General features: G+C 64.5%; 9 protein-coding genes. 6 read left to right on the forward strand and 3 right to left on the reverse strand.

Annotation, left to right across the window (positions count from 1 at the left end; genetic code table 11):
- Positions 1-49 precede the first annotated feature (49 nt).
- A complete protein-coding gene (locus tag AC1DMY_RS19335; RefSeq protein ID WP_477166488.1) occupies positions 50-1816 on the forward strand; it encodes a retroviral-like aspartic protease family protein in 1767 nt (588 codons plus the stop codon).
- Between the two features lie 10 nt (positions 1817-1826).
- Complete coding sequence (locus tag AC1DMY_RS19340) at positions 1827-3236, forward strand: FUSC family protein (RefSeq protein ID WP_477166489.1); 1410 nt, start codon at positions 1827-1829, stop codon at positions 3234-3236.
- Here AC1DMY_RS19340 and AC1DMY_RS19345 read toward each other — a convergent pair whose 3' ends face one another.
- Positions 3237-5033, reverse strand: a complete 1797-nt coding sequence (locus AC1DMY_RS19345; protein WP_477166490.1) for a family 43 glycosylhydrolase — start codon at positions 5031-5033, stop codon at positions 3237-3239.
- A 226-nt stretch (positions 5034-5259) separates the two neighbouring features.
- Between AC1DMY_RS19345 and AC1DMY_RS19350 the strand changes: the two genes are divergently transcribed.
- A complete protein-coding gene (locus AC1DMY_RS19350) occupies positions 5260-6819 on the forward strand; it encodes a GH39 family glycosyl hydrolase (protein ID WP_477166491.1) in 1560 nt (519 codons plus the stop codon).
- 148 nt (positions 6820-6967) lie between these two features.
- The gene (locus AC1DMY_RS19355; protein WP_477166492.1) at positions 6968-8110 is read left to right on the forward strand and encodes a M23 family metallopeptidase; all 1143 of its coding nucleotides are present in this window, start codon (positions 6968-6970) and stop codon (positions 8108-8110) included.
- Positions 8111-8231: 121 nt separating this feature from the next.
- On the opposite strand, the gene glnA is transcribed toward AC1DMY_RS19355, so the two are convergent.
- Positions 8232-9647 carry a type I glutamate--ammonia ligase gene (gene glnA, locus AC1DMY_RS19360; protein WP_477166493.1) on the reverse strand — a complete coding sequence of 472 codons (1416 nt, stop codon included), beginning with the start codon at positions 9645-9647 and terminating at the stop codon, positions 8232-8234.
- A 323-nt stretch (positions 9648-9970) separates the two neighbouring features.
- On the opposite strand from glnA, the gene AC1DMY_RS19365 reads away from it, so the two are divergent.
- Positions 9971-10768 (forward strand): undecaprenyl-diphosphate phosphatase, encoded by a 798-nt coding sequence (locus AC1DMY_RS19365; protein WP_477166494.1) that lies wholly within the window; start codon positions 9971-9973, stop codon positions 10766-10768.
- Positions 10769-10813: 45 nt separating this feature from the next.
- Entirely contained in the window at positions 10814-12379 is a 1566-nt protein-coding gene (locus tag AC1DMY_RS19370) for a winged helix-turn-helix domain-containing protein (RefSeq protein ID WP_477166495.1), read from the forward strand.
- Here AC1DMY_RS19370 and AC1DMY_RS19375 read toward each other — a convergent pair.
- Entirely contained in the window at positions 12376-13494 is a 1119-nt protein-coding gene (locus tag AC1DMY_RS19375; protein WP_477166496.1) for a serine hydrolase domain-containing protein, read from the reverse strand. The genes AC1DMY_RS19370 and AC1DMY_RS19375 overlap by 4 nt on opposite strands.
- Between the last annotated feature and the right edge of the window lie 17 nt (positions 13495-13511).

A 13511-nucleotide genomic window follows, 5' to 3' on the forward strand; every position in this document is an offset into this window, starting at 1 on the left:
CACGGAACGTCGCCGTTCTATGCTGCGCCCATGGCCATGGGGGTGAGGCATGAGGATGCTGCGGCTGTGCTGCATGGGGATCGGCGTTCTGCTCGCAGGCCAGGCCTGGGCTGACGACTGCCATTTGAACGACTTCGGCAGCTTGCCGGTGGCCATGGTTGGCACTCGAGCCACCACCATGGTGAAGATCAATGGCACCGATACGCGCTTCATTCTCGATACCGGGGCGTTCTTCAACTTCATGTCGAGGGCCAATGCCGCATCGCTCGGGCTGAAGCTGGAACCCGCTCCCTTTGGTTATCGCATGGGCGGTGTGGGTGGCGATACGAGTATCCAGCAGGCGCACGTCAAGGAGTTCGGCATACTCGGCACCACGCTCAAGAACGTGGACTTCATCGTTGGCGGTACCGATGTGGGCGATGCGTTGCTCGGCGCCAATCTGCTCGATTTCGCCGACCTGGAAATCGATCTCGCCCACGGCAAAGTGACGCTGTTCAAAGCGGAACACTGCGAGAAAGCCTCGCTCGCGTACTGGGTGAAGGACGGCAAGTACAACGTGGCGGATCTGGAGCCGGCTGACCGGGCGTATGACCGCCGCAGCTTTCTCACGGTCACCATCAACGGCACCAAGGTGCGGGCGGTGCTGGATTCGGGAGCCGGCGCCACTTTGTTGAGCCGCGATGCGGCCAGGCGCGCGGGCATCGATGTGAAGGCCCTGGGCCTGCAAGCCGGCACCAGCACCTTCGGCATCGGCGCCAAGCCGGTCAGGACATGGACCGTGAACATCGACAGGTTTTCGGTCGGTTCGGAGACGATCCAGCACAGTCAGATGATGGTGCTCGACGGAAATTTTGGCGACAAGACAGAGATGCTGCTCGGCGTCGACTTCCTGCTGGCGCATCACATGTTCATTGCCAACAGCAAAAAGAAAGCCTATTTCACCTACAACGGCGGGCGCGTGTTTAGTTTCGCCACGGCGACCGACGACGACGTCTCCAGGCAAGCTGGCACAACCGCCGCGGAGAGCGGCTCGGCAACCAGGAGCGCGAGCGACCACGCGTTACAGGGCCAGGCGCACCTGTCCCGCGGCGAAGCGAAGGCTGCCGTGGCCGAGCTGGATGAGGCGATCCGCATGGCGCCGGATCAGGCGTCCTACTACGTCGCCCGCGCGCACGCCCATATGGCGGACAAGCAGCCCGAGGCCGCGCTCGCTGACCTCGACAAAGCGTTGGACCTGGATCCAAAAAACCTCGACGCGCTGCAGATGCGCGCCGAACATCGCTACGCCAACAAGGACCTGGCGGGAGCGGCCAGCGATGCGGCGGCGGCAGCCGCACTGGCGCCCGCGGGTTCGGCCCGGGCGCGTTCGATTGCTTCCCTCTACATCTGGCTCGACCAGCCCGCCGCCGCGTTGCCCTTGCTCGACGATTGGATTCGCCTGCATGACAACGACGCCATGCTGGGATCCGCGCTCAACGAACGTTGTTGGGCGCGCGCGCTAAGCAACCAGATGCTGGAGGAAGCCTTGAAGGATTGCCGCAAAGCCATCAAGCGCGATGGCGCCGATCCGGCGTATCTCGACAGCCTCGGCCTGGTCCAACTGCGGCTGGGACATTATCCCGAGTCGATCAAGGCCAACGAACAAGCCGTCGCGCTGGGCCCGGGTTCCGCGTGGTCGCGCTACGGACTTGGCCTGGCAAGAATCCGCAGCGGTCAGGCGGAAGCAGGCAACGCCGACCTGATCGCCGCTCGCGCCCTTGATCCGCAGATCGAACGACATGCCAGCAAGTTCGGCTTGGCCGTACCGCAACCCTAAGGATGCGCGCATGACCAACGCTCTCCCTACCTGGATTCGCATCGCCCGGTCGCGTGCCTCGGTGTTGACCCAACCGCTGGTGGAAGCGGTGATGACCATGCTCGCCGTATTGGCCACGCTGCTTTGCACCCTGGCCATCGCACCCGGCAGCGGGGCGGCCGTGCTGGCGGTGGTGCTGAGCCTGTCGCTGTCGCGCAGTCACCTGGATCGCGACCTGCGCGGTCGGCTGGAAGCGGCGGTCGTGCTGCCGCTGGTGGGCTTTGTGGCGATCGGGGTGGGCATGTTGCTGCGGCAGATGCCATGGGTGGGCGCGCTGGCGTTTGTCGCCGGATTGTTCCTGTCGATCTGGTTGCGAAACTTCGGCTCGCTGGCACGCCGCGCAGGCCGATTGATTGCCCTGCCGTTTGTCACCTTGCTGACCGTGCCGCATGTGCACGCCGCCAGTCGCGGCGTGCTGCCCGCCTTGCTGGTGCCGATCGTGGTGGCCTTGCTCTCGCTGCTCTGGGTCACGCTGTTCCATGCGCTGGCGCGTCGTCTGGGCCTGCTGCCGCCGATCACAGCGCCAGCGCAGGTGGATGCGAAGCCTGCGCAGGAAAGCAAGCTACGGCCCACCGCCAGCACGCGTATGGCCATCCAGATGGCCGTGGCCCTGGCGCTTTCGTTCCTGGTCGGCTACCTGTGGTTTGCCGATCGCTGGGCGTGGATCGTACTCACGGCCTTCATCGTCCACAGCGGCAACCGCGGGCGACTGGATGTGGCCTACAAGAGCGGCCTGCGCGTCCTCGGTGCCGCCGCGGGTACCGTACTGGCGATGTCGCTGAGCTTTCATGCCCCAGCGAGCTCGACCACCACCGGTGTATGGATACTCGCAGCGTTGTTCTTCGGTGTATGGCTGCGCCCGCTCGGTTATGCGTGGTGGGCGTTGTTCGTCACGCTGGCATTGGCCCTGCTGCAGGGCTTCGAGCCGCAGCCGCCAGGCATGCTGTTGTGGCAGCGGCTCGAGGAAATCGTCATCGGTGCCGTGATCGGCCTGGCTTCGGCGTGGTTCGTGTTGCCGGTGCGTTCTACCGATGTACTACGCCGCCGGCTGGCGGATGCGCTTGCGGCGATGGCGGAAGCCACCGATCCGGCGACGCCGGAACGCAGCCCTGCACGCGTGGCCAAGGCGCTGGATGAACTGGCCGACATGGCCGCGCCGTTTCGTGCAGCGCGGCGATTCACCCAAGGCTTTCGTGCCGTCCAGCCCGCCGATTGGGTGGATACGCTGCTGGCTTGCCGCGCACCCGCCATCGACGTGATTGCGCGAGGCGAAACGCCGGGACGGCTGCGCCAGGCCATCGGCGCGGCACGCAAGTCATTGCGCGAACCCGACGCACTCCTGCCGGCGCTGCAGCAGTTGCGCCAGGCGCTGGCGGGCTGATCAATCGCCCGCAGGCAGGTTCTGCACGCGCGACAGCACAGATACGCCGTGCTCGTCGAACGCTTCCACTGCGACCACGTAGTTCACGCCCTTGTTCAAGGAATGCAGTACGAGGCGAGTGGGTTGATCGGCAAAGCGCTGATAGGTCGAATGCAGCCGATCGGCCGCCAGCCCCCAGCGCACGTTGTAGCCCACGGCACCGGGTACGGGCGTCCACACGATCTCGGCGTCGCGCGTGTCGCCCAGGCGCTTGGCCGATAGCAGCGCTGGCGCCGCAGGTGGCGCACCGTCGGCGTTGCCGAAGACACGCAGATCAGCAATCGCCAGCGTGTGCGCACCCACATGCTTGTGCTCATAGCGCAGATAGCGCACGCGCTCTGCCTGATCGAGTTCGACGTAGGCGTTGGCGCGATCGCGCGTTTCGTGTGACAGATCGGCCAGCGTGCGCCAATGCGTGCCGTCGCGCGATCCTTCCAGCACGAACTGCGTGACGATGTCGGGCGCATCGCCGTAGCGACCGGACTGGTAGTCCGCGAAATTCACCTGCACGGCGCGCACCGTGCGCTCGCCGCCCAGATCCACCGTCAACGTCTGACCTGCCGTATTGCTCGCAGCAAGCCAGAACGTGCGCGGATTTTCATCCGTCGCTGCCGAGGCGCGATGCCCTGGCTGCGACGACGATGCAGTGGCGTTCTTGCGATAGGACAGCAGCATCCAGCCGGTGAAGGTGTCTTCGCCGTCCTGCAGGGGATGGTCGGGCATGCGATGCGGAAAATCGCCGAAGCGCGTATCGATCCACATTTGGCCGTCCGAATGGAAGCCGGCCGGGTAAAGCCCGATGCGTCGCTCGAAGGTCCAGTTGGATCCTATCCACGACGTGCCGGTATTCCACACATTGCCGTGGGCATCCTCAAAGGTCGAGCCATGACCCACGCCGGTGACAAAGCCACCGGGCTTCTCGCCAACGGGGTTGTATGGCGCATAGCGAAACGGGCCGAGCGGCGCATCGCCCACCACCACACCCGTGCCGTAGACATTGAACTCGGTGCCTGGCGCCGCGTACTGCAGGTAGTAGCGGTCGCCGTGGCGATTCATCCAGGCGCCTTCGAGAAACGGCTTGGTCGCTTCGTCGGTGTGATCCTGGCCGAACCGTTCCCAGCCATGGCGGGCGGCGTCGAGTTGCAGCAGCGGCTGCGGTCGCGTGGCGAAGGCAAGTCGCTTGCCTTCGCCCTGCGCGACGTCGGCGAACTTCAGATCGAGCTGGGCGCCATAGAGGGGATGGACATTGGACGAGTCCCAATACAGATAAACCTTGCCGTCTTGGTCCTGGAACAGCGCCGGATCCCACGGACCGGGTGGCAGCTCACCGGGTTTCATCGTCGCTTCGCCCGCGCTGGAGACAGCGCCGGGAATCGCTGGCAGCAGGCGCGTCCAAAAGGTCCAATGGCCGTGCGCGGGGTCCGTGGATACAAGCAGCGGCCGCGGCTCGGTGGCGGACTGCATGAGGAATAGCCGTCCATCGGCGACCAGGGTGGCCGGTGCCACTTCGCTGTCGAAGGGCCAGTGATCGGGCTTCACGAAATCCCAGTGCAGCAGGTCGGTGGAGTGCCAGTAACCGTCGGCGAGCGTCATGAAGAGGTAGTAGGCGTCGCCGTAGCGCACCACCGCCGGGTCGGCACCGGTACGGTAGGAAATGCCCTCGTTCATTTGCTCGAAGTTGTAGCGGTAGTCGATATCGACCGGGTTGGCCCAGGTCTGCGGCGCGGCGGATGCGGCGGTCGTGGCCAGCCATGCCATGCAGCAAAGCATGGCCATCCGAAGAGGGGCAAAAGCCTTGGAAAAAGGGTCTGACATCGGATGCATGCTCATGCTGCAGCGCAGCGGCGCCGGATTCTGTGAACTTCCCTTATTGATCAGGTGACCCGGTCTGTAAGAGACTCCGTCACCATCGCCGTAAACGTTTACATCGTAGCCGCCCGATCACGGCCGGCCAACCCACTCCCCGTTGATCGAAGGACTCGTCATGACTACCCCGTCGCCGCTCCGCCGCCTTGCCCTGCGCACCTGCGCCGCGGCCTGCCTCGCCCTGCTCGGCTCGGTGCACGCAGCGCCCGCGGGAAGCGATTCCGTGCAGCTGCAGGTGGACGCGACGAGCAAGGGCACGCCGCTGCCGCACTTCTGGGAAAACATGTTCGGCTCCGGCCGCGCCGTACTCGCGCTGCGCGATGACTACCGCAAGGATCTCGAAGCGGTGAAGGGCGCCACCGGCTTCAGCTATATCCGCTTCCACGGCATCTTCGACCGCGACATGGGTGTGGCCTATCGCGATCCGCAGGGCAAGCTGCAATTCAATTTCAGCTACGTGGACCAGGTCTATGACGGCCTGCTCGCCCGCGGCGTGAAGCCGTTCGTCGAGCTGGGCTTCATGCCGCCGGAAATGAGCACCGACCCGGCCAGCCATCACGACTTCTGGTATCACCCCAATGTGATGCCGCCGAAGGATCCGGCCGAATGGGACGCGCTGGTGCGCGCCTTCCTCCAGCACGAGATCGAGCGCTACGGCATCGAGGAAGTCTCCAGCTGGTACTTCGAAGTGTGGAACGAACCGAACCTCGCGTTCTGGGGTGGCAAGCCCGAGCAGTCCACCTACTACGACCTGTATGACCGCTCGGCCCGCGTGGTGAAGTCGGTCGACAAGCGCCTGCGCGTGGGCGGCCCGGCGACGGCACAAGCCGCATGGCTGCCGGACTTCCTCAAGCATGTGAAGCAAAGCGGCGCGCCGATCGACTTCGTCAGCACGCATGTGTACGGCGACGACACCGCCGACAACGTGTTCAAGACCAAGGAGAACATTCCGCGTCGCGACATGGTGTGCCGTGCGGTGGACAGGTCGCACCAGGAAATCCTCGCCTCGCCGTTCCCGAAGCTGCCGTTGATCTATAGCGAATACAACGCCTCGTACGCCAACCTGCCCAACGTCACCGACACGGTCTACATGGGTCCGTGGATGGCCAACACCATTCGCGAATGCGCCGGCAAGGTGGAGCTGATGAGCTACTGGTCGTTCTCGGACGTGTTCGACGAACAGGGCGTGGTGAAGAGCCCGTTCTACGGCGGCTTCGGCCTGATCGCCGCCGACCGCATCGAGAAGCCGGCATTCAACGCGTTCGCCATGCTCCACAAGCTGGGCGATACGCAGCTGCCGCTGAAGACCGACAGCGCGCTCGCCACGCGCCGCGCCGATGGCACCGTGGTGCTGGCGCTATGGAACTACACCAAGCCGCTGGGTGACACCGCCGACTACACGCCAGGCGTGCCGACCGGCACCGCCAAGCACTTCGACGTGGACCTGAAGCATCTGGGCAACGCCACGCAGGCCACGGTGTGGCGCCTGGACCAGGATCACGGAAACGCCGTGGCCGCGTTCGACAAAATGGGCCGCCCGGCAACCCCGAGCCGCGAACAGATCACTCAGCTACGTGAGGCGGGCAAACTCGCCGCTCCGGAACAGGCCACGCTGCAGAACGGCCGCCTGAGCATCGATATCCCGCCGCAGGGTCTGGTGGTGGTGGAGCTGCACTAACCGCCAACAAGCGTGTGACGCCGCCATCCCCTCGTGGCGGCGCCACACGCTGCTTTACCTCGCCGCACCGGGCGCAGTGACCTCTGGCATTGGCGTCCCACCTCCCGCAGATCAAAGCTCGCGCTGCTATCCAGCCTGGATGACGGCCATGCGTTTCTGGCGCGAGTCTCTCTTCACTTGGCTCATGTTGCTTACGGCGCCAGCCGTCATGGCGCAACGTGCGCCGCTGCATCAGTCATTCGACCTGCGCGTGCCTTGGACACCCGAGCCGGTGGTGGTCGCGGGCAAGGCGTCGCTGGTGTACGAGCTGCATCTCACCAATGAGGCGCAGGCGACGCTCACGATCCAGCGCATTGACGTCCTCGACGATCAACAACACCTGCTTGCCGAGCTCGCGGGCAGCGAACTCACGGCAGCCATCGGCAGGGCCGATCGCGCGAAAGGTGAGGAGCGCCTGCATATGGCGCCAGGCATGGCGGCTGTGGCGTATCTCTCCGTTCCTCTTGCCGACACCGCCGCCGTGCATCTGCGCCACCGTGTGGTTTATGCGGATCAGGAGAATCCGCACCTCACCACCGAGGGCGGCGGCGTCTCATCAGCCAGTCGCGCACCTGCGCAACTCGGTCCGCCCTTACGTGGCGGCCCATGGGTGGCGATCTACGATGCCCGTTGGGAACGCGGCCATCGCCGCGTGCTCTACACCATCGACGGCAGCGTCAAAGTGCCTGGGCGCTTCGCCATCGATTGGATTCTGCTCGGACCGCACGGTGGCTTCGCTAAAGACAAGGGCGAGTTGCCCAAGCAATGGTTCGGCTATGCCGCCGACGTGATGGCCGTGGCCGATGCCACCGTGGCATCCACCGGTGAAGGCATCGCCGAGCCGGCAACGCTCGCGGAAGGCGCCGCCCACAAAGTGCCGCTTGAAAATGCTGCCGGCAACTATGTGGCACTGGATCTGGGCAATGGACGCTACGCGTTCTACGAACATCTCAAGCCCGGCAGCATCCGCGTGAAAGCTGGCCAGCGCGTGCATCGTGGCGACGTCATCGGGCAACTGGGCTTTACCGGCGAGTCCACAGGCCCGCATCTGCACTTTCACGTGAGCGACGCCAACGCACCGCTTGCTGCCGAGGGATTGCCGTATGGGCTGCAGTCGTTCCGCGTGCTCGGCGCTTATGCATCGATCGAGGACTTCGCGCACGGCAAGCCGTGGACGCCCATGAAACCCGCCGTGTCCGCTAGCGGATTCCCTGCGGCCCTTGCCGTTGTGGATTTCAGCAACGGCCACTGACGAAAAGCCGCATCACGCCATGGTCGATGGCTGGCAATGGCATGGCGAGATGCATAGCGACTGAAAAAACGAAGGGCGCCGAAGCGCCCGTCGTCTCTGTGTGTTTCGCTACAACTCGCGATCAGAGCGCGTAATACATCTGGAATTCCAGCGGATGCGTGCTGGCGCGGTAGCGGGTCACTTCCTGCATCTTCAGCGCGATGTACGCATCGATGAAGTCGTCGGTGAACACGCCGCCGGCCTTGAGGAAGTCGCGGTCCTTGTCGAGCGCGTTGAGCGCTTCGTCGAGGCTGGCGCACACCTGCGGGATGTTCTTCTCTTCTTCCGGCGGCAGGTCGTACAGATCCTTGTCGGCCGGTGCGCCCGGGTCGATCTTGTTGATGATGCCGTCGAGGCCGGCCATCATCAGCGCGGTGAACACCAGGTAGCCGGAGTTCATCGGATCGGGGAAGCGCACTTCGATGCGGCGGCCCTTCGGGCTGGACACGTACGGAATGCGGCAGCTGGCCGAACGGTTGCGGGCCGAGTAGGCCAGCATCACCGGCGCTTCGAAGCCCGGCACCAGGCGCTTGTAGCTGTTGGTGGTGGAGTTGGCGAACGCGTTGATCGCCTTGGCGTGCTTGAAGATGCCGCCGATGTACCACAGCGCCGTCTGCGACAGGCCGCCGTACAGATCGCCCGCGAACATGTTGTTGCCGTCCTTCGCCAGCGACTGGTGCACGTGCATGCCGCTGCCGTTGTCGCCGACGATCGGCTTGGGCATGAAGGTGACGGTCTTGCCGTTCTGGTGGGCGACGTTCTTGATGACGTACTTCATGGTCATCAGTTCGTCGGCCTTCTTCACCAGCGTGTTGAACTTCACGCCGATCTCGCACTGGCCGGCATTGGCCACTTCGTGGTGATGCACTTCAACGACCTGGCCCAGCGACTCGAGCACTTTGCACATGTCGGCGCGCAGGTCGCCCAGCGAGTCGACCGGGCTGACCGGGAAGTAGCCGCCCTTCACGCCCGGACGGTGACCCGTGTTGTTGTCGTCGTACTTGTAGCGCGAGCTCCACGCGGCTTCTTCGGAGCCGATTTCGTAGAACACGCGGCCCATGTCGTTCTGCCAACGCACGGAATCGAAGATGAAGAATTCCGGCTCCGGACCGAAGAACGCCGTGTCGGCGATGCCAGTGGACTTCAGGAACGCCTCACCGCGCTTGGCGATGGAACGCGGGTCGCGGCCGTAGGCCTGCATGGTCGACGGCTCGAGCACGTCGCAGTGCAGGATCATCTGGGTGTGGGCGCTGAACGGGTCGAGGTAGGCGGTGTCCGGATCGGGCATCAGCACCATGTCCGATTCGTTGATGCCCTTCCAGCCGGCAATCGACGAACCGTCGAACATCTTGCCGTCCTCGAACGTGCCCTCGTCGATGGCATGGGCCGGGAACGTCACGTGGTGGTGCTTGCCGAGCATGTCGGCGAAGCGGAAGTCGACGAATTCGACCTCGTGTTCCTGGATCAGGTCGAGCACTTTCTGGACGGGGGACGACATGGACAACCTCGACGGGCGAAAAGGTGAGTAATCGACAGGCGTCTGAGCAAGCCGCGTGCCAAGGGGAATGAGCTTTTTATATCAATGGTTTAATTACTGCAAATCGATGGTGACGCCACTAGATTGCACGATGATGAAACATCGATAAGCACCATCTTGGTGCAACCATAACCGGCCTGGCGTTCCCGCGTTTATATGATTTGCCGTGCGGCGGAATCAGCCGCATCGGATACAACGCGCCCCAAAAACGCCACGCCGGTCGCTTAAGCTATGCCGCTTTGCGCCGGTATGGAACCGGGGCCGACCTCACCGCCGGAGTCTCCGTGAGCGACATCATCAACGTCATCCTGCTTGGCATCATCGAAGGCATCACCGAGTTTCTCCCCATTTCCAGCACGGGTCACCTGCTGATCGCCGAGAAGTTCGGCCTGGGCGAGCGCTCTGACTTGTTCAACGTGGGCATTCAGGCGGGCGCGATCCTGGCGGTGACCTTCATCTACTGGAGCCGCATCTGGCAGTTGTTCACGCAGTGGCGTGACCCGGCCAACCGCGATTACCTGGCCAAGCTGTTCGTGGCCTTCATGATCACGGCGGTGCTCGGCTTCATTGCGGTGAAGCTCGGCTTCAAGCTGCCTGAAGCAGTGACGCCGGTAGCGTGGGCCTTGGTCATCGGCGGCATCTGGATGCTGGCTGCCGAACGGCTCGCCGCCCGCCAGCCCGATCGCACGCAGGTGACCTGGCGCGTCGCGATCCTGGTCGGCATCGCGCAGATGATCGCGGGCATCTTCCCGGGCACCTCGCGTTCGGCCGCCACCATTTTTACGGCGATGCTGTTTGGCACCAGCAACCGCGCGGCCGCGACCGAGTTCGCGTTCCTGGTGGGTATTCCCACCATGTACGCGGCCACCGGCTATGAATTGCTGAAGGTGCTCAAGGATGGCGGCGTACACCACGAAGACTGGACCGCTTTCGGCGTCGGCTTCGTGGTCTCGGCCATCGTCGCCTTCGTGGCAGTGAAGTGGCTGCTTGGCTATATCCGCAGCCATCGTTTCACGCCGTTCGCGATCTACCGCATCGTGCTGGGCATCGCCCTGCTGTTGCTGATTCCCGCAGGCGCCTGAGCAAACCGTGCGAGGATCACGTCGGCACACTGACCTCCTCGCCGCATGAGCGCCACGCGTTACCGACTGCTGGATCTTTCCATCGACGTCACGCGCCAGCGCGTGACGCGCGATGGCGCGACGCTCGATGTCCAGGGGCTCTCGTTTCAGTTGCTCGCGTGCTTGCTGAAGCACGGCGTGGACGTGGTGGACTTCGACACGCTGATCGCCGAGGTCTGGGCGCCCGCCGTGGTGAACGAGGAAACCGTTACGCAGCGCGTGAAGTTGCTGCGGCAGGCGCTGGGCGACGACGGCCGCGCCCCGCGTTACATCCGCTCCGTGCGCGGGCGCGGCTACCAGTTGTGCGACATGCCGGTGGCCGAGGAAGCAGCAGCACCCACCGCGACCCGCGTACCGCGTCGATGGATCGCACTCGCCATGGGCCTGTTCCTGCTCGCGGTGGCGGGCATCGCCTGGTGGCTCACGCCCCAGCGCATCCACAAGCCATCCGCCACGCAGGAGCTGGTGCAGCGCGCGAGCTACTACGCGGGCATCGGACAACGCGACAACAACGAACGCGCCATCGCGCTTTATCAGCAAGCGCTCGCGTCGACGCCGCGAAATCCCGATGCGCGGATCGGCTTGAGTCGCGCGTACAGCGCGCGCGTCTGTCTCTACAACTTCCCCTACCAGTGGGCGCAGCAGGCGCAGAAGCTGGCCGACGACGCCGTTGCTGGCGAACCCTCCCGCGCTTCCGCCTGGTCGGCGCTCGGCTATGCACGGGATTGCCTGGGCGATATCGATGCCGCCATCGAGGCCTACCAAAAAGCCCTGGCACTCGACGCCGGCGATGACGCCACGCGTGCCTCCGCCGCCTACCTCTATCAGGAGCGCGGGCGCATCGACGAGGCGCTGCACGCCAACCTGGACATGCGCGGCGACGCTACACACGTGCGCTTCCGCGAGGTGCAGATCGCCCGCGAGATGGCTCTGCTTGGATTTGACGACGAGGCCGAGGCACGTCTGGCGCGCAGCTTCCAGCTTTATCCCGATAACGTGTTTTCCAATATCGCGTGGCCACGTCACCTGTTCCTGCACGGCCGCCCGGTGGAAGCGCAGCAGGCACTGGATGAAGCGCTGACGCGCAACACGCCGCACGTGGAGCTGTACGTGCTGCAAGGCGAACTCGCGCTGCTGCGCAACGATCGCGACGCGGCGCTTGCCGCTTTCGTGCATGCCCGGCAACTTCGCCCGCAGATGGGTCTGCCGGGCACGCTGGAGGGGCTCTACGGAAAGGACGCACCAAGCGCCGGCTGGCTCACCGCGCGCGTCGACGCAGTGCGTGACGAAGCGTCACGCCATACGCTGTATCCCGGCGAATTGCTCGAACTGGCGATGCTGCTGCAGGCGCAAGGCCAACGCGATGCCGCCCTCGATGCCGTGCAGACCGCCGTCAAACAGGGCTACAGCGACGCGGCGTATCTGCAGGTGTCGCCGTTGCTCAAGCCGCTGTCGTCCGATCCGCGCTACGCGGCGGCGATCGGCGTGATCAACCGCCGCGTGGCCGAACAGCGCCAGCGCGTGCTGGCGGCGACATGGTGCCCGCCAGAACTGAAGAACGCGTCGCGCTAAGGCAATGCCATCAGCACGTATTCGCGAAAGATCTGCTGCGATTGCTGGTGCGCGTTGCGCTGGTTGTAGGCGGTGCTGGTGATCACCGCGACCAGTTGTTGCGACGGCATCACCAACACATAGTTGCCGCCATTGCCGGACATGGCCCATGCCACCTGCTCACTGCCGTGCACGGGAAAGCGGAAGCACCACCACAGGTAACCGTAGTCGGCATCCTCGCGCGCCTGCGCATGAGGGGTGAGCATCTGCTTGATCCAGGCGGCAGAGATCACCTGGCGCCCATGCCAGCGTCCATCGTCGAGCGCCAGTTCGCCTACCTTGGCCAGGTCGCGGCTGCGATAGCGCGTGCCGCCACCGCCCATGCCGATACCCAGCGGCGACTGGTTCCATTGCACCGCAGTGATGCCCAAGGGCTTTTCCAGTACATCCGCGGCGAAGGCGGCGAGGCCTTTGTGCGTGGCGCGTTCCACCACCGCACCCGCCGTGAATGCACCAGGCGTGCAGTAGGAGAACGCGCGGCCGTAAGGGCTGTCCTTCGGTCTTGGCATCCACGGCGCGAAGCCTTTGATGGGCAGGTCGAGCGCAAACTGTAGCCAGTCTTCGGTGACGTACATGCGCTCCTCGTTGCCGCTTGAGAACTCGTTGTCGTCATTGCATTCCCACAAGGAACTCATGGTAAGCAGGTCTTCGAGCGTGATGGCCAGCTTGCGCGGGTCCGGGTGCTGCACCGGCTGCTTGTCGGGGAAGAAGTCGTAGACGCGCGCCTGCACGCTGGGGATCAAGCCGCGGTCGATGGCTGCGCCGACCAGCAGGGCCGTCACGCTCTTGCTGGCGGAACGCACGTCGTTGAGCCGCGAGGCGTCGCTGCCGTTGAAATAACCCTCGTAGACCAGCTTGCCATGCTGGGCGACGACGACGCTCGTGATGCCTTTGACGCTGCCGTCGGAGAGCTTCCCCTCCATGGTTGCGAGGGTTGCCATGTCCCAATGGGCGGCGCGGGCATCGGCAACCACCCAGCCATCATCGCGGCTAGCTGGCGGCTGATAGTCGGCGCAGGCAAGGGCAGGAACGGCCAGCAGCAGCGCCAGCAACCATCGGTGGGAACGATTCGACATGGATGAGCTCCGTGGGA

Source organism: Dyella sp. 01L423 (genome assembly GCF_056399945.1).

Coding starts and splice junctions, on each gene's coding strand:
- AC1DMY_RS19335 (WP_477166488.1), top strand. CDS start 50: ATGAGGATGCTGCGGCTGTGCTGCATGGGGATCGGCGTTCTGCTCGCA.
- AC1DMY_RS19340 (WP_477166489.1), top strand. CDS start 1,827: ATGACCAACGCTCTCCCTACCTGGATTCGCATCGCCCGGTCGCGTGCC.
- AC1DMY_RS19345 (WP_477166490.1), bottom strand. CDS start 5,033: ATGGCATGGCTGGCCACGACCGCCGCATCCGCCGCGCCGCAGACCTGG.
- AC1DMY_RS19350 (WP_477166491.1), top strand. CDS start 5,260: ATGACTACCCCGTCGCCGCTCCGCCGCCTTGCCCTGCGCACCTGCGCC.
- AC1DMY_RS19355 (WP_477166492.1), top strand. CDS start 6,968: ATGCGTTTCTGGCGCGAGTCTCTCTTCACTTGGCTCATGTTGCTTACG.
- glnA (WP_477166493.1), bottom strand. CDS start 9,647: ATGTCGTCCCCCGTCCAGAAAGTGCTCGACCTGATCCAGGAACACGAG.
- AC1DMY_RS19370 (WP_477166495.1), top strand. CDS start 10,814: ATGAGCGCCACGCGTTACCGACTGCTGGATCTTTCCATCGACGTCACG.
- AC1DMY_RS19375 (WP_477166496.1), bottom strand. CDS start 13,494: ATGTCGAATCGTTCCCACCGATGGTTGCTGGCGCTGCTGCTGGCCGTT.